This window comes from Flavobacterium galactosi, from assembly GCF_048158585.1.
Lineage (GTDB): Bacteria > Bacteroidota > Bacteroidia > Flavobacteriales > Flavobacteriaceae > Flavobacterium > Flavobacterium galactosi.
In genome coordinates this window covers 458,345-476,775 of record NZ_JBLNKV010000003.1, presented here as the reverse complement: position 1 = coordinate 476,775, position 18,431 = coordinate 458,345, and the positions used below count along the sequence as shown (strand labels likewise).

The following is an 18,431-nucleotide window of genomic DNA, read 5'->3' as shown; positions in this document are numbered from 1 at the left end:
AATAATAATATGGATGAAATAGATATCCTTTGTGTTGGTGAAGTTCTTGTAGATTTTATTGGACATCAAGAAGGAGTGCTTATTAATGAAACTAGAGATTATCATAGGTATTTAGGAGGTTCACCTACTAATGTTGCTATGAATTCAACGCGATTGGGTTTGAATACTATTATGGTTGCAACTGTTGGGAATGATGGTTTTGGATCCTATATTACGCAACGATTAGCGAGTGTTGGTGTGAATACAAACCATCTTAACGTTCTGGATGATAAATCGACTAGCGTGATTTTTGTTTCAAGGTCCGAGGGTACACCAGATTTTATTCCGTATCGTTCAGCAGATTGTTGCATTTATGAAGAACAAATTTCAAGGGAAATACTATCTCGTACAAAGATATTTCATACCACCTGTTTCGCATTAAGTAAAAATCCTGCACAGAAAACTATATTAAAGAAAGCACAAGAAGCACACGATTTAGGATGTAAGCTAAGTATCGATGTTAACTATGCGAGAAAGCTGTGGAAAAGTCAAAAGAAGGCTTTTAAAGTAATCAAAACCTATTGTCAGTTCAATCCATTAGTAAAAATTAGTGAAGATGATATGCTGCGTCTTTTTGAGAAGGAACTTCCTCATGAAGAAATATTTGAATTTTTTCACCATCAAGGAGTAGACACTGTTTGCTTAACTTTAGGCAGTAAAGGAGTGAAATTATCTCAAAAAGGGGAAGAAGTAATACAAATGCCAGCAATAAAAATTGACAAAGTTATGGACTCCACTGGAGCGGGTGATGCTTTTTGGTCTGGATTTTTATTTGCTTATATAAAAGAGAAACCAATTAATGAATGTTTGGATATCGCTTTAAAATTAGCAGCTTTAAAACTGCAAAATGTAGGGCGATTACCGGATAACATCAATATCCTTTCTAAACTTTTATAAAATACTATGCAACAAAATAATACAAAAATTAGTAATGGCGTAATGCTCAATATTTATCCAGATAGTATTGGAGAAAAATTTAGTGATACCATTGCTATGCTTAAAATGGGCGAGTTTAAAGATGTATTTTCTTTACTATACGTTTTACCTACTTTTTTTAATAGTGATTTAGATAGAGGTTTTTCTATTATTGATTATGATATAAATAAAGATTTAGTTGATGCAAAAGATTTAAAGGACTTGAATGAGCTTCAGATAAAACTGAAATTTGATATTGTGTTAAATCATCTTTCTGTAGCTTCTCCTCAGTTCAAAGACATGCTGGAACACGGTAAGGATTCTAAATTTAAAGATTTTTTTATCAATTGGAATGAGTTCTGGGAGGGAAACGGGGTGAAAAATGAAGATGGAATTGTAATTCCAGAACCAGAGTTTCTCAATAAATTGTTCATGAGAAAGTCGGGTTTACCCGTATTGAAAGTACGTTTTCCGGATGGTACCGAACAGCCTTATTGGAATACTTTTTATCAGCAAATCACCTACAATCCGATTGCTGCAGCAGATTTACAAAATGTAAAAGGACTTACAGAAAAGCAAAGTTTATTTATTGTTGCCGTAATTAACACAGCAATTAATGATAATCAAGATTTCACGACCATTGATTTTGAAAATTGTACTCCTTTTAAATCAGAAATTTTACAAATTGTAGAACAAAAGCGTTCCTATTTAGGACAAATGGATGTCAATGCCGAATCGCCTTTAGTATGGGATTTTTATGAGGAGACACTAAAGAAATTAAATGGTTATGGTTGTAATATCCTTCGATTAGACGCTTTTGCCTATTTGCACAAACAAGTCGGGGAATCCAATTTTTTTAATAAACCGGGGACTTGGGAATATTTAGAGCGTATCAAGAAAATAGCACAACAAAATAATTTGATGCTATTGCCAGAAATTCACGCAGAATATGGTTTGCATTTACATGATGAGGTAGCCAATGAAGGATATTATATCTATGACTTTTTCTTACCGGGTTTAACGATACATACCATTGAAAATAAAACCAGTAAAGCCTTGTTGAGTTGGGCTAAGGAAATTATTGCCAAAGGGTATAAAACAGTAAACATGCTTGGTTGCCATGATGGAATACCTGTTCTGGATTTGAAAGGCAAGGAGGTAAATGGTGTTTATAATAAAGGATTGTTAGAAGATACCGAGATTGAAAGCATCATGAATAAAATCATGGAACGTGGTGGTCGTGTAAAGAATCTTTACGATCCTTCAGGGAATAAAATTTCTTATTATCAAATAAATGCTACCTTTTTTAGTGCACTAGGTGAAGACGAACAAAAGTTGCTTCTTGCAAGAGCCATTCAAATGTTTATGCCAGGAATACCGCAGGTTTGGTATTTAGATATTTTTGCAGGTAAAAATAATTATGAGGCAGCAGATAGTGGAGGTAGTGCCGGACATAAAGAAATTAATCGTACCACATTGACAATGAAGGATATCGCGCAGGGGCTCAAAACGGAAGTTGTAAATAAGCAGTTAGAAATTATGCACTTAAGAAATACTTCAACTGCTTTTTCAGGTCATGTAGAAATAAATGATGCCGTTGACGCTATTATAGATATTAAATGGGTAAATGGCACTACAGTTGCGCACCTAAAGGCAAACCTTGAAACTAATCGTTTTACAGTTGACCAGTCGGTAAACGGTATAACAACCACTATGAGTTTTTAAATTTCATACTGTAATCGAATAATTAGGGGTGTTAAAATATAAAAATAAAGATAGTGACTCCGTAAAATCGGAATTGTCCAAAGGATTAAAAAAATAAAATATGAAAAAAAACGCTGTCAAAATTGCGATGTATCTCAATTATTTTGTGTTTGCAATATTATTAAATAGTGTTGGGATTGTTATATTAAAATCGCAAGCAAATTATGGAGTAGATGAATTGCAAGCCAGTATTCTTGAAGCATTCAAAGATCTGCCTATTGCGATAGTTTCTTTTTTGATAGCGTCATTTTTACCAAGAATAGGGTATAAAAGAGCCATGCTCATTGGATTGGCATTGGTTTCTGTAGCCTGTATAAACATGTATTTTGGAAATTCATTCGGTACCGCCAAAATACTTTTTGCAACCGTGGGAGTTTCATTTGCCTTGATAAAAGTCTCTGTTTACTCCTTAATAGGTACAATTACAGAGAATCAAAAAGAGCACAATAGCTTGATGAGTAGTATTGAAGGAGTGTTTATGATAGGAATTGCCTTGGCTTACTTTCTATTTCCTGCTTTTAATTCGGCTACAAATCCAGATTCATGGTTAAATGTATACTGGTTGTTGGCCGGGATTTCAGTAGTGTCATTTGGATTTTTGTTTTTTACCAAATTTGAAAACCAAACGGAAATTCCTGGAGTTAATTTGGCCGATGATTTTGCACAAATGTTCAAATTATTTGCCAAACTTCTAACTATCGTATTTGTAATAAGTGCTTTTTTGTTTGTGATGATTGAGCAAGGAATAATGTCTTGGCTGCCTACGTTTAATAGTAAGGTGCTGCATCTGCCGCAAAATATCAGTATTATGATGGCAAGCATTCTAGCAATTACTTTAGCAGTTGGACGGCTTTTAGCGGGTGTGATTACTAAAAGAATTGACTGGATTTGGGTGCTCAGTTTTTGTATTGTAATGGCGATGTTGATTGTCGTTTTTGTGCTTCCAAAAACAGTTGGGTTAGAGGTGAAAGAAATTAATTCACTTAGCGATATTCCATTGATAGGATTTGCATTCCCATTGGTCGGACTTTTTATTGCGCCTATTTACCCGCTTTTAAATTCGGTTGTTTTGAGCGCTTTGCCTAAAAAATTGCACAGTTCAATGACGGGTTTAATTGTGGTTTTTTCGGCTCTTGGGGGTACACTTGGCTCTAGAGTTATTGGTTATTTATTCAAAAATGAAGGTGCTGAAAATGCATTTTTCTATACTTTAATTCCAATGTCTTTGCTGCTCGTTTCATTCTTTATATTAAAAAAACTTACTTCTAAAATATGAATTTCTTAATTAACATAGACAGGGTATTTCATGAATTATTACTTCAGGAGGATACCGATAAAGATAAAAAAATCACTAAAGATGATGCTGGGCCTAAAAAGTTTACTTTAGTTGATGAAAACACAAAACAAGAAATTGTTATCGAGGGAACGTATCATTTGTCCAATTTACTTCAGGAATTGGCTTTGTTGAAAGAAAATAAAGTCGCTAAAGGGGAGGTAGATGTGAGCCGTATTCAAGAGAATCCCGTTGAACGAATTTCGAGGAAAATTAGAGAAGATTATTGGAATGAATTGACACGATCTATTGATAGAAAAGGTTTAGATCAAATTCTTCAGGACGAAAAAACGACTAATGAAGTTCCTACATTGTATGTCTCGGCAAAAGACAAGCAAGGGGTTGCCTATTTTCAGGAATTGGAAAAAGAACTTCAGAATTTTAAAGTAGGTATTTTGCCCGAAAATTTTTCGATGGAATATGTAGATACATTAAATACAAAGCCAGGTATTTTGGCTTTGGCTTTAGAGCAAAAAACAGACAGTTTGCATGGAGTGCCTTTTGTAGTTCCCGGAGGAAGATTTAATGAGATGTATGGCTGGGATAGTTATTTTATTGGTGTTGGTTTAATTATAGACAATCAACTGGAAAAAGCGATTTCCATTGCCGAAAATTTTAAATATCAAATCATACATTACGGTAAGATTCTAAATGCGAACAGAAGTTATTATTTGACAAGAACGCAGCCACCATTGTATTCTTCGCTGATAATCGAAATTGTAAAAAAGAAAATACCAAGTTTAGAATGGTTGAGAAGTCATTTGGAAACAGTTATTTTGGAGTATAATACGGTTTGGATGGTTCAAGGAAAACGATTGACACCAACAGGTTTAAACCGATATAAAGCAGATGGAGTGGGGATGCCATTTGAAGTAGAACCAGGGCATTTTGATGATGTTTTAGAGCCGTATGCTAAAAAATACAATTTACCAATCCGAGAGTTTGAAAAACAATATTTAAACCGAACTCTTGTTGATGCGGAGCTTGACGTTTATTTTGTTCATGATCGTAGTTTGAGAGAAAGCGGTCACGATACAACAGATAGACTTATAAATACGTGTGCCAATTTGAACTCGGTAGATATCAATAGTTTTCTTTATAAATACGAAAAGGACATTGCGTATTTGATAAATGAGTATTTCAATAATGTTTTCCAAGTTGGAGATGTGACTTATACTTCGGAAGAATGGGAACAGAAAGCACTTTTCAGAAAAGGGAAAATTGACGAATTGTGTTGGAATGAAGAATTAAGCATGTATTTTGATTATGATTTTGTAAATAAAAAACAATTTCCATTTGAAGCGGCAACTACATTTTTTTCTTTATGGGCTGGGTTGTGTAATGAACACCAAGCTAAAAAATTAGTAGAAATAGCCTTACCACAATTTATAAAAACAGGTGGAATTACTGGAAGTACAAAAGCGAGCAGTGATAGTTTTTCAAAAGATGCGCCACAACGACAATGGGATTATCCATTTGGCTGGGCGCCACATCAAATGTTATTGTGGGAGGGTTTAATTAACTATAAATTCTTCAATAAGGCTCAAGAAATGGTCTACAGATGGTTGTGGTTAATCACTAAAAATGCGGTTGAATATAACGGAACCATTCCTGAAAAATTTGATTTAGAAATTAGTTCACACAAGGTTTTTGCTGAATATGGTAATGTAGGAACTGAATTTGATTATATCGCCAAGGAAGGATTTGGTTGGGTAAATGCATCGTATCAATACGGTTTGCAAATATTGAGTGACAATTTAAAACAAGAACTAAATAAGCTGACTTCGCCCGATGAATTATTTTAATGTGAAATAAATAAATAAATTGAGGATTTGAATACTATTTTTTTTAACTTTATAATAAATTAAACTTATCTATTATGACTGTTAATCAAATATTAAGCACAAAAGGAAAGGAAGTTTATTCCATACTTTCCACTAACACTGTATACGAAGCATTGACAGTGATGAGCGAAAAAAACATTGGAGCGATTCTTATCATCGAAGATGGAGTTTTGAAAGGTGTTTTGTCTGAGAGAGATTATGCCAGAAAAATTGTTTTGAAAGCCAAATCTTCAAAGAAAGCTTTGGTTCATGAAATTATGGAGGCAGATGTAGTTACAGTAAAACCATCAGATAATTTAGATTATTGTATGGAATTAATGAGTACTAAAAGAGTGAGACATTTACCTGTTCTAGAAAACGATACTGTAATAGGAATTATATCCATAAGTGATGTTGTAAAAGCAATAATCGAAATCCAAAAAGATACAATTCAACATTTAAACTCTTACATTACTCAATAGAAGTAAATAGTCCAATACTATAATAGCTGCGAATTTTTGCGGCTATTTTTATTTGTATCTGCTGGTACTAGTCTGTTTTTTTTATAAAAGAATAGGATAAAAGCTGACTTTTTAAACCAAGTCTTCTATCTTTGTATGATAGAATAAAATCTAAAAACAATGGACAAAAACAGCAAAAGAAGAGAAGCATTATTATACCACGCAAAGCCAACTCCTGGTAAAATTCAGGTAGTTCCCACTAAGAAATATGCAACACAAAGAGATTTATCTTTGGCCTATTCCCCTGGTGTAGCCGAGCCATGTTTAGAAATTGCAAAAGATGTTAACAATGTTTATAAATATACAGCTAAAGGAAATTTAGTAGCAGTAATTACCAATGGTACAGCGGTATTAGGGCTAGGGGATATTGGTCCTGAGGCGTCTAAACCGGTAATGGAAGGTAAAGGATTATTGTTTAAAATTTTTGCTGATATTGATGTATTTGACATCGAAATTGGAACTAAAGATATTGAGGAATTTATCCAGACAGTTAAAAATATAGCACCAACTTTTGGTGGAATTAATTTAGAAGATATTAAAGCTCCGGAGTCTTTTGAAATAGAAAGAAGATTGGTTGAAGAGCTGAATATCCCGGTAATGCATGATGATCAACATGGAACAGCTATTATATCATCGGCTGCTTTGTTGAATGCATTAGAATTGGCTAATAAAAAATCAGAAGATGTGAAAATGGTGGTTTCCGGAGCGGGTTCTGCCGCTCTTGCCTGTGCTGATTTGTATGTTTTATTAGGGGTAAAAGTTGAAAATATATTGATGTTTAACAGTAAAGGAGTTTTGACTAAAGACAATCCTTCTCTTTCTGTTTTGCAACAAAAATATGCCAGAGATATAAAATCAATGAGTCTTGAGGAAGCATTAGTTGGCGCAGATATCTTTTTAGGTTTGTCAACAGGTGGAATTATGTCTCCACAAATGTTGATGGGAATGGCAGAAAGCCCAATCGTTTTTGCAATGGCAAATCCAAATCCTGAAATTGATTATAATCTAGCTATTGCAACTCGGAAAGATGTTATCATGGCTACAGGACGTTCTGATTTTCCTAATCAGGTGAATAATGTTCTTGGATTTCCTTATATTTTTAGAGGAGCGCTTGATGTTCGTGCAACCAAGATAAACGAAGCCATGAAAATGGCCGCTGTAAAAGCGCTTGCTTTATTGACAAAAGAATCTGTTCCTGAACAAGTAAATGTGGCTTATGGAGCGACTAAATTAGTTTTTGGAAGGGAATACATTATTCCTAAACCATTTGATCCAAGATTAATAACTATTGTAGCACCTGCTGTTGCAAAAGCTGCGATGGATTCAGGGGTGGCATTAAATCCGATTACGGATTGGAAAAAGTATGAAGAGGAACTTTTGGACCGTTTGGGGAATGACAATAAAATGGTTCGGTTGATTACCAATAGAGCTAAAATGGATCCAAAAAGAATCGTTTTTGCGGAAGCAGATCATTTAGATGTGCTTAAAGCGGCTCAAATTGTATTAGAAGAAGGAATTGGTTTTCCAATTTTATTAGGGAATAAAGAAATTATTTTAGAATTAAAAGAAGAACTAGGGTTTGATGCCGATGTTCAAATTATAGATCCAAAAATAAAAGAAGAGGAACCTAGAAGAAATAAGTTTGCCAAAACCTATTGGAAATCCAGACAAAGACGTGGAATATCTTTATTGGATGCTCAAAAATTAATGCGTGAAAGAAACTATTTTGCCGCCATGATGGTCAATGAAGGGGAAGCTGATGCACTTGTTACAGGGCACTCCAGAAGTTATCCATCTGTTGTGAAGCCAATGTTGCAACTTATTGAAAAAGCTCATGGTGCTTCACTTGTTGCCACTACAAATATGATGATGACTAGTCGTGGGCCGATGTTTTTATCTGACACTGCTATAAATATAAATCCTTCTGCAGATGATTTAGCTAAAATTGCCATTATGACTGCAAAAACTGCCAGAATGTTTGGAGTGGAGCCGGTAATTGCAATGATATCGTATTCTAATTTTGGTTCTTCTACAAATGAAAGTGCTACTAAGGTGAGAGAAGCGGTAGATTATTTGCATAAAAGCCATCCTGAAATGGTTATTGATGGTGAAATTCAAGCTGATTTTGCTTTGAATCCGGAGATGTTGAAGGCAAAGTTTCCGTTTTCTAAATTAGCAGGTAAAAAAGTAAATACGTTGATTTTTCCTAATTTGGAATCAGCTAATATTACCTATAAACTTTTGAAAGAATTGAACAAGGTAGATTCAATAGGACCTATCATGTTGGGAATGGGAAAACCAGTTCATATATTTCAACTTGGCGCAAACGTAGAAGAAATGGTAAATATGGCAGCTATAGCTGTGATTGATGCACAAGAAAAAGAGAAGAAAAAGAATTTGTAATTAAATAGTTCTTTGATAAAAAGAGCATTTAAACAGATATATTTAGCGAAATTATGTGCTAATTTTATTATATTTGGTGACATATATTATAAAAAATGATTGCACATATAGCGGGAAAATTAGTAGAAAAGACACCAACACAGGTAGTTATTGATTGTGGAGGTGTAGGATATCATGTAAACATATCCTTACATACCTACTCTTTACTCCCCAATACTGATTTTATAAAATTGTATACGCATCTTCAAATAAAAGAAGATGCGCATACTTTATTTGGTTTTGTAGAAAAATCAGAGAGGGAGATTTTTAAATTATTATTGTCAGTTTCAGGCATTGGGGCTAGCATTGCCAGAACTATGTTATCATCATTAGACCCAAAACAAATTACAAATGCTATTGCATCAGGTGATGTGGTTACAATTCAATCTATAAAAGGAATTGGTAGTAAAACGGCACAAAGAGTAATACTTGATTTGAAAGAAAAAGTATTGAAATTGTATGATTTAGATGAAGTTTCTATGTCACAAAGCAATACAAATCGAGATGAAGCGTTATCTGCTTTGGAGGTATTAGGTTTTGTTCGAAAAACTTCAGAACGAATCGTAGAAAAAATTGTAAAAGAGGATCCAGATGCTTCTGTTGAATCTATTATTAAGAAAGCTTTAAAAAACTTATAAAAGGTACTCAAAACACGGATTATATGCATAAAATTTGTATTTTTTTGCTAGTCATATTTTGTGGTTTTGTATCGCAAGCTCAGGTAACACCGGCCGCTCAGGATACAATTAAAACGGGTTTCTCTACAGGAAAAGTCCAGTTAAAAGATCCTCAAAGTGTTCTCTCTGCTTACACATATGATCCTGTTACGGATAGGTATATTTATACCAATTCTGTAGATGGGTTTTCTATTAACTATCCTATTATTTTAACTCCAAAAGAGTATGAAAACTTGGTTTTGAAAGAATCTATGCGAGATTATTTCAAGAAAAAAGTAGATGCCATTGATGGAAAAAAAGAAGGCAGTGAAGCTGCCAAAAAAGATTTATTGCCAAGGTATTATGTAAAATCAGGGCTTTTTGAATCTATTTTTGGAAGTAATACAATTGACGTAAAACCTACCGGATCAATAGAAATGGATTTAGGAATGCGGTATACAAAACAAGATAATCCTTCATTTTCTCCTAGAAACAGATCCAATCTTTCTTTTGATTTTAATCAAAGAATAAGCATGAGTTTAATGGGAAAAGTGGGAACACGACTTAGTGTAAACGCTAATTACGATACTCAGTCTACTTTTGCTTTTCAAAATCTAATCAAGTTAGAATATGCACCTTCGGAGGATGATATTATTCAAAAAATTGAAGTTGGAAATGTAAGTATGCCTTTGAATAGCTCATTAATTAGAGGAGCGCAAAGTTTATTTGGTGTAAAAACACAATTGCAATTTGGGAAAACTACAGTTACAGGTATATTTTCGGAACAAAAATCGCAAACTAAAAGTTTAATTGCTCAAGGTGGCGGAACGATTCAGGACTTTGATTTGTACGCGCTAGATTATGATAATGACCGACACTTTTTCTTGTCTCAATATTTTAGAAACAAATACGATGCATCACTAAAAAATTATCCTTTCATTGATAGTAGAGTTCAGATTTCAAGATTGGAAATTTGGGTTACCAACAAACAAAACAGGGTAAGCACAACAAATAACAATCTGCGGAATATTATTGCACTCCAGGATTTAGGAGAGGGCCAGTTGACTGGTTTAGCAGACAATGAAGTAGTAGTTTTAGATCCTTCAACCGGGATGTTTAATAATCCTGTCAATTCTCCTTCTGATAATTCAAATAATGATTACGATCCTGCACAAATAAATGCAGGAACTGGTTTGTTGAATAATAACATACGAGAAATTGTTACTTCAAGCTCTGGATTTAATGCTACTGTAAGTGAAGGTCAGGACTATTCTAAATTAGAAAACGCCAGAAAACTAAATCCTAACGAATATACTTTTAATGCACAATTAGGATATATTTCATTGCAACAACGACTAGCCAATGATGAGGTTTTAGCTGTAGCGTATCAATATACAATTGGGGATAAAGTCTATCAAGTGGGTGAATTTGGTAATGATGGAGTAGATGCAACAGTTGTTACAGGAAATAGTAATAATTCAACTCAGGCAATTATTACGCAAAGTTTGATCTTGAAAATGCTGAAAAGTAATTTGACCAATGTCAAAAATCCTGTTTGGAACCTGATGATGAAAAATATTTATCAGATTCCGGGGGCATACCAAGTGAAACAGGAAGACTTTAGATTTAATATTCTTTATACGGATCCTTCAGCCTTAAACTACATTACAGAAGTACCGGGAAGTCCTTTTCCGCCGAATCCATTGCCTGAAAATAAAGTGGCAGAAACTCCTTTGTTGAAAGTATTTAATTTAGATAAACTGAATTACAATAATGATCCACAAGCTGGCGGTGACGGTTTTTTTGATTTTATGCAAGGTTTGACGATTGACGCTCAAAACGGGAGGATAATATTCACAACCAAAGAGCCATTTGGTGAACTCTTGTTTTCTAAATTATCAAATACGGGTTCAGGAGAAAATTATAATGATACCAACACATATAATCTTAATCAAAAGAAATATGTGTTTAGAAACATGTATCGCAACACACAATCCGGGGCTTTACAAGACAGTGAAAAAAATAAATTTTTATTAAGAGGAAAATATAAATCCTCGGGCGGTGACGGAATACCAATTGGTGCTTTCAATGTTCCCAGAGGTTCGGTTGTAGTAACGGCTGGAGGAAGAGTTCTGGTTGAAGGAATTGACTATAGTGTGAATTATCAATTGGGGAGGGTTCAAATTTTAGATCCTTCTCTTCAAGCTTCAAATATACCTATTGAAGTTTCTTTAGAAAACAATTCTATTTTTGGTCAGCAAACCAGAAGGTTTATGGGCGTAAATGTAGAGCATAAAATTTCTGATAATTTCTTGGTCGGAGCGACTTTTTTAAAAATGACAGAGAAGCCCTTTACCCAAAAATCCAGTTTTGGTCAGGAATCTGTAAATAATACCATTTTTGGTTTTAATACTAATTTTTCTACTGAAGTACCTCTTTTGACCCGATTAGTGAATAAATTGCCAAATTTAGATACTGATGTTCCTTCTAACCTTTCCATAAGGGGAGAAATTGCATTTTTGAAACCAGATTCGCCAAAAGCAGATCGTTTTGAGGGAGAATCAACTATTTATGTGGATGATTTTGAAGGTTCTCAATCGACCATCGATATGCGTTCCCCGTATGCTTGGAGTTTGTCATCGACCCCGGAGAAAAATGCCAGAAGCACATATGATTTTAATGGCAATGCTAACGATTTGAGTTATGGGTTTAAAAGAGCCAAGTTGGCTTGGTATTCAATAGACCCGGTATTTTATACTCAAAAACCGTCCGGAATTACAAATGAAGAATTATCTTTCAACACTACCAGAAGAATTTTTAGTGAGGAATTGTACCCTTTAACTGATATTGCACAGGGGCAATCCCAAGTTGTAAACACATTGGATTTAAGTTATTATCCTTCTGATAGAGGTCCGTATAATAATAGTTCAAACGTTTCTACAAACCCGGCAAGTAATTTTGGGGGAATTATGAGATCATTAAATTCTACTAATTTCGAACAAGGAAACGTAGAATATATTCAATTTTGGGTGTTAGATCCATACGTAGGAAGCGGTCAAATACCGCAGTCAAATACAGGTAAAGTTTATTTCAATTTAGGTGAAGTTTCAGAGGATGTATTAAAAGATGGAAGGAAACAATATGAAAATGGACTTGGACCAGATCAGATATTGGCAAATCCACGATCAATTTGGGGAGATGTGCCTGCATCACAATCTTTGATTTATGCTTTTGATACAAATGCAGCTAACAGAACCAATCAAGATGTTGGTTTAGATGGTTTGGCTAATGCCAAAGAAGGTAGTATTTACAATAATTATGCGTCTGATTCGGATCCTGCAGGAGATGATTATGCCTATTATTTGAATGCTTCAGGAAATGTTTTAGACAGATATAAAAAATACAATGGCGTAGATGGAAACTCCGCAGTTGATATTAACGATCCTAATCGGGGTTCTTCTACAGTTCCTGATGTAGAAGATATAAATAGGGACAATACAATGAATACTATCAATGCGTATTATGAATACAGTATTGATGTTAAGCCTAATATGAATGTTGGAGAAAATTACATTACTGATATAAGAAGTACACAAGTTACATTGCCAAACGGGTCTGTAACTGATGCCAGATGGATTCAGTTTAAAATTCCTGTTTCACAACCTGAAAATACTATCGGTAATATCTCTGATTTTAGATCAATCCGTTTCATGAGAATGTTCATGACCGGTTTTAATGATCTGGTAACGGTTCGTTTTGGAGCGTTAGATTTAGTGAGAGGAGAATGGAGAAGATATACGAATACACTTGATTTTAATGATACAAATGTTGCTGATGATAAAACAACTTTAGATGTTTTAGCAGTTAATGTTCAAGAAAATAATGAAAGATGTCCCGTAAATTATATAACTCCTCCAGGGGTAGTTAGGGAACAGTTATATAACAATAATACCGTTATCAACCAGAATGAGCAATCATTATCTTTAAGAGTATCTGGTGATGGATTGGAACCAGAAGATTCGAGAGCTGTTTTTAAAAATGTGAGTATTGATATGCGTCAGTTCAAGAAATTAAAAATGTTCTTGCATGCTGAATCTTTACCAAATGAAATTGCACTTAGAGATAATCAAATGGTAGGTTTTATCCGTTTTGGAAATGATTTTACACAGAATTTTTATCAAATAGAAATCCCATTAAAAGTTACCGTTCCTTCCTCAACTTCGAGTTCTGATTGTTCGGCTTTGAATGCCGAAGCAGTTTGGCCAGAAGATAATGAAATTGATCTGTCATTGGCATTATTGACTAAATTGAAAATTCAGGCAATGAGCATTGATAAGAGTACACTTCCGCTGGATGGAATTTATTATCAAAATGAAGAGGAATTAGATCCGTCTTTGGCTAATAAAAATAATAAGCTGAGATTGGGTATAAAGGGAAATCCTAATTTTGGATTAGCGCGAACATTAATGGTTGGTGTAAAAAGTAACGAAACCCATCAAGATGTTAAAGGAGAAGTTTGGTTTAATGAACTTCGTTTAGCTGATATGGATAACCAGGGCGGTATGGCTGCGGTGTTGAATGTAGATTCAAATTTTGCTGATTTTGCCACAGTTTCTGCCACAGGTAAAAAAAGCACCATAGGTTTTGGAGCATTAGAAGAAGGTCCGAATGAAAGAAATCGTGAGGACACTAAACAATATAATATTGTAACGAATGTTAATTTAGGTAAATTATTACCTCCGAAATGGGGAATTAATTTACCGTTCAATTATGCTATTGGTGAAGAAATGATTACTCCAGAATATGACCCTTTTAATCAAGACATTAAATTAAAACAATTATTGGATAATACTACAGATAAAGCGGAACGGGATAATATTCAAAGTCGAGCTACAGATTATACGAAACGTCAAAGTATCAATTTCATCGGTGTAAGAAAAGAAAGAAGACCAGAACAAAAACAACACGTTTATGATCCGGAAAATTTCACTTTTTCACAGTCTTTTAATCAAGTGGAGCGTCATGATTTTGAAATCGAGGATTATGTGGATCAGCATGCAAATTCATCTGTCGATTATGCCTACAGTTTTCAGCCTAAGCCAGTAGAGCCTTTCAAGAAAACTGCTTTTATGAAGAAAAGTAATTATTGGAAATTACTGAGTGATTTCAACTTTAATTATCTGCCTTCAAACATATCTTTCAATACCAATATTATCAGACAGTACAATCGTCAGCAATTTAGACAAGTTGATGTTGAAGGAATTGGTCTTGATCCATTGTACAGAAGAAATTTTGCTTTCAATTATCAGTATGGCTTTAATTTTAATTTGACAAAATCGTTAAAATTAAATTATACGGCTTCCTCCAGTAATATTGTCAAAAGTTATTTAAACGAAAATAATGAGCCAATCGATACTTTTACAATTTGGGATAGTTATTGGGACATTGGCGACCCTAATCAGCATATGCAACAATTAGTTTTAAATTATGAGTTGCCAATTAATAAAATTCCGCTATTTAGTTTTATAAAAGCGAACTATTCTTATACAGGTGATTATAGCTGGCAACGTGCTTCTAATGCATTGTCTCAAATAGAAATTGAAGGAAATAGTTATAATTTAGGGAATACGGTTCAAAATGCAAGCTCAAATAATTTGAATGCTACGTTCAATATGGATGCACTTTATAAGTATTTGGGACTAACAAAAAATACAAATAAAGCAGTTACCAAACCTAAGGCAACTGTGCCAAAACCTGGAGAAAAAATTGTAAATATAAATACGCAGCAAATTGCAAAAAATAATGAATTTGTAGATGGTTTGATGGGCATTTTAACGAGTGTTAAAAACATCCAGATGAATTATACAGAAAATAGTGGTACGATATTGCCAGGATATACGCCAAGTGTGGGATTCCTTGGTTCGTCAAGACCCTCGTTAGGATTTATTTTTGGTAGCCAAGATGATGTGCGATATGAAGCAGCAAAGAACGGATGGCTTACTAATTACCCTGATTTTAATCAAAATTATTCACAAGTAACTAATAAGTTATTTAAAGCTACTGCAAATGTAGATTTGTTGCCTGATTTGAAAATCGATTTGTCATTGGACAGAGCATATTCTAAAAATTTTTCAGAACAATATGATGTAACTGACGGACAATATAATTCGAGATCTCCCTATAGTTATGGTCTTTTTTCAATTTCTACAGTCTTAATAAAAACATCTTTCTCAACTAGTGATGAAAATGCATCTGTTGCTTTTGACGATTTTAGAAATAATAGACTAGCAGTTGCGAATCGATTGGCAACGCAGCGTGGGATAGATATCAATAATCCGGCAAATCTAGACGCGGAAGGATATCCTTTAGGGTATGGAAAAAATAATCAAGCGGTATTATTACCAGCTTTTTTAGCGGCGTATTCAGGAACTAATGCAACGGATGTTTCACTTGGGATTTTTAGAAATTTTCCAATACCAAACTGGGCTGTAAAATACAATGGATTGATGCGTTATACTTTTTTCAAAAAGAATTTCAAACGTTTTTCTATGCAACACAGTTATAGAGCTTCTTATACTATTAATTCGTTTAGATCTAATTTTGAATATGATAAAACGCCAAACGGTGTCGATGCAAGTGGTAATTTTTTTAACAGCACAATTATGTCAAACATCAATTTAGTGGAGCAATTCAGTCCACTTATCAGAATGGATTTTGAATTGAAAAGTTCATTGAAAGTGCTAACCGAAATAAAAAAAGATAGGGCATTGTCAATGAGTTTTGATAATAACTTATTGACGGAAGTAAAAGGAATTGAATATGTTGTAGGACTTGGTTACCGATTTAAAGATGTTATTTTCTCCTCCAGATTGGCAGACAATCCAACGGGAATCATAAAAAGTGATATCAACTTAAAAGGCGATCTTTCGTATCGAAATAATCAAACGATTGTTCGGTATTTAGATTATGATAACAATCAATTGGCGGGAGGGCAAAATATTTGGTCTTTAAAAATTACAGCAGATTATGCCTTCAGTAAAAATTTGACGGCAATTTTTTACTATGATCATTCATTTTCGAAAGCAGTAATATCAACTTCTTTTCCTTTAACAAATATTCGATCAGGATTTACGATGCGTTATAATTTTGGGAATTAATTTTTTTAAAATCTAAAGAAGATTTGAATTGAGATTGTTACATTTGTCACCTAAAATTCAATTATCAATTAATAATTATCAATTAGTATTTATATGAACATACCAGCAAATTTAAAGTACACTAAAGATCACGAATGGATTAGTATTGAAGGCGATATCGCAACAGTAGGAATTACTGATTTTGCACAAAAAGAATTAGGAGATATCGTATATGTTGAAGTGGAAACTTTAGACCAGACTTTAGAAAAAGATGAAGTTTTTGGAACTGTTGAAGCGGTTAAGACTGTGTCTGATTTGTTTCTTCCATTATCAGGAGAGATTATTGAATTTAATGACAAATTAGAAAATACGCCGGAAAGTGTAAATTCTGATCCTTATGGGGCTGGCTGGATGATAAGAATAAAGATTGCAAACGAAGCAGAAATTGATTCTTTACTTACAAGTGAATCTTACAAAGAACTTATTGGTGCCTAAACAATTTTATTTTTGGATAGCTTTATCTTGGACAGGGTTAATAGTCTTTTTTTGTTTGATTAAATCAAGCGATATTCCTGCCGTTCATATTGCGAATCTAGATAAAGTTGTTCATTCCTTTTTTTATTTTGTGTTTACATCGCTTTGGTTTTTCTTTTTTAAGAAGCAATTAAATAGTTTAACTATTTTTAAGCCTTTGTTACTATCATTTATGTTTTCCATTTTTTTTGGAATAGCAATCGAAATAGTACAAACGTTATTTACTACAACTAGAAAAGGAGATTTTTTTGATGTTGTAGCAAATTTATTGGGAGCGATTCTCGCTATTTGCGTAATTTTGTTTTTTAATAGGTACACTAACTTAAATAAAGTTTGATACGGATTAAAATCCCACTTCGGTGGGATTTTTTTATATAAAAAAATGATTTATTTTTTATAATCAAGAATTTATAAAATAAGATTGCATCTTTACGAAGTAGTTCTTAATAGTAATTAAATGTGAATTTAAAATGTATTTTTGTTAATTAGATTTTAACGATATCATGTAACCATAAGAAAAATGAATATTAAACAATATTTAGATTCTACTTATTTAAAAACAGCAATACAGGCAGGACTTAGTAAAGCTGATAATATCATTGTTGTTAAGAAATTTATTCAAGAAGCCATCGATGAGCATTTTAAGCTTATTATGATTCGGCCAAATATGGTTTCTATTGCCAAAGAAATGATTACTAAGGCGAACTCAAGTTTGCTGATAGGTACAGTAATTGATTTTCCGGAAGGCAAGTCTAGTGTAGATGTGAAAATTTCTGAAGCAATTCAAGCGATTGAAGATGGAGCCGATGATTTGGATTTCGTTTGTAATTACGAAGCATTCAAAAATGGGAATATTGATTTGGTTAAAGATGAAGTTCTAAAATGTACGCTTTTGGGACTTGAAAATAATAAAGTTGTAAAATGGATTATCGAAGTGGCGGCTCTCGATGATAAACAGATTATTCAATTGTCCGTTTTGATAAAAAATATTGTTATTTCGAATTTTAAAGAAGAATTGTACCAATCGGTTTTTGTAAAGTCATCAACAGGATTTTATAAAACAGTAGATGGTTTGCCAAATGGGGCTACAATTCCAACCATTATTATGATGTTGGAGAATGCTTCACCACTTCCGGTAAAAGCAGCTGGAGGAGTACGGACTTATGATGAAGCTGTTGAGATGATTCGATTGGGCGTAAAGCGAATTGGAACCTCGGGAGCAAAAGCAATTGCTGATGGGCAAAATTCACAAACTGATTACTAAATTC

The 18,431-nt window shown here is 33.6% G+C and carries 11 protein-coding genes; all 11 read left to right on the top strand.

Annotation, left to right across the window (positions count from 1 at the left end):
- Nucleotides 1-9: 9 nt before the first annotated feature.
- The 11 genes from ACM55M_RS08840 (at nucleotide 10) to deoC (ending at nucleotide 18,427) form a co-directional block, all read left to right on the top strand.
- Nucleotides 10-936 (top strand): carbohydrate kinase family protein, encoded by a 927-nt coding sequence (locus ACM55M_RS08840; RefSeq protein ID WP_416857261.1) that lies wholly within the window; start codon nucleotides 10-12, stop codon nucleotides 934-936.
- A gap of 6 nt (nucleotides 937-942) precedes the next feature.
- Complete coding sequence (locus tag ACM55M_RS08835; RefSeq protein WP_416857215.1) at nucleotides 943-2,679, top strand: alpha-amylase family protein; 1,737 nt, start codon at nucleotides 943-945, stop codon at nucleotides 2,677-2,679.
- Between the two features lie 100 nt (nucleotides 2,680-2,779).
- Complete coding sequence (locus ACM55M_RS08830) at nucleotides 2,780-3,994, top strand: MFS transporter (protein WP_416857214.1); 1,215 nt, start codon at nucleotides 2,780-2,782, stop codon at nucleotides 3,992-3,994.
- Nucleotides 3,991-5,856, top strand: coding sequence for a trehalase family glycosidase (locus tag ACM55M_RS08825; protein ID WP_416857213.1), 1,866 nt, complete (start codon nucleotides 3,991-3,993; stop codon nucleotides 5,854-5,856). Before ACM55M_RS08830 ends, ACM55M_RS08825 begins: the two co-directional genes overlap by 4 nt.
- A 74-nt stretch (nucleotides 5,857-5,930) precedes the next feature.
- Nucleotides 5,931-6,356 carry a CBS domain-containing protein gene (locus ACM55M_RS08820; protein WP_416857211.1) on the top strand — a complete coding sequence of 142 codons (426 nt, stop codon included), beginning with the start codon at nucleotides 5,931-5,933 and terminating at the stop codon, nucleotides 6,354-6,356.
- Between the two features lie 159 nt (nucleotides 6,357-6,515).
- Nucleotides 6,516-8,798 (top strand): NADP-dependent malic enzyme, encoded by a 2,283-nt coding sequence (locus ACM55M_RS08815; protein WP_416857209.1) that lies wholly within the window; start codon nucleotides 6,516-6,518, stop codon nucleotides 8,796-8,798.
- Between the two features lie 95 nt (nucleotides 8,799-8,893).
- Nucleotides 8,894-9,475: a Holliday junction branch migration protein RuvA gene (gene ruvA / locus ACM55M_RS08810; RefSeq protein WP_416857208.1), complete on the top strand. Its 582-nt coding sequence runs from the start codon at nucleotides 8,894-8,896 to the stop codon at nucleotides 9,473-9,475.
- Between the two features lie 23 nt (nucleotides 9,476-9,498).
- Nucleotides 9,499-16,650 (top strand): T9SS outer membrane translocon Sov/SprA, encoded by a 7,152-nt coding sequence (gene sov, locus ACM55M_RS08805; protein ID WP_416857207.1) that lies wholly within the window; start codon nucleotides 9,499-9,501, stop codon nucleotides 16,648-16,650.
- A gap of 93 nt (nucleotides 16,651-16,743) precedes the next feature.
- The gene (gene gcvH / locus ACM55M_RS08800; RefSeq protein ID WP_416857206.1) at nucleotides 16,744-17,124 is read left to right on the top strand and encodes a glycine cleavage system protein GcvH; all 381 of its coding nucleotides are present in this window, start codon (nucleotides 16,744-16,746) and stop codon (nucleotides 17,122-17,124) included.
- On the top strand, nucleotides 17,093-17,500 hold the full coding sequence (locus ACM55M_RS08795; RefSeq protein WP_416857205.1) for a VanZ family protein: 408 nt from the start codon (nucleotides 17,093-17,095) through the stop codon (nucleotides 17,498-17,500). The genes gcvH and ACM55M_RS08795 overlap by 32 nt, the downstream gene beginning before the upstream one ends.
- A 183-nt stretch (nucleotides 17,501-17,683) precedes the next feature.
- Nucleotides 17,684-18,427 (top strand): deoxyribose-phosphate aldolase, encoded by a 744-nt coding sequence (gene deoC / locus ACM55M_RS08790; RefSeq protein WP_416857203.1) that lies wholly within the window; start codon nucleotides 17,684-17,686, stop codon nucleotides 18,425-18,427.
- Nucleotides 18,428-18,431: the final 4 nt, after the last annotated feature.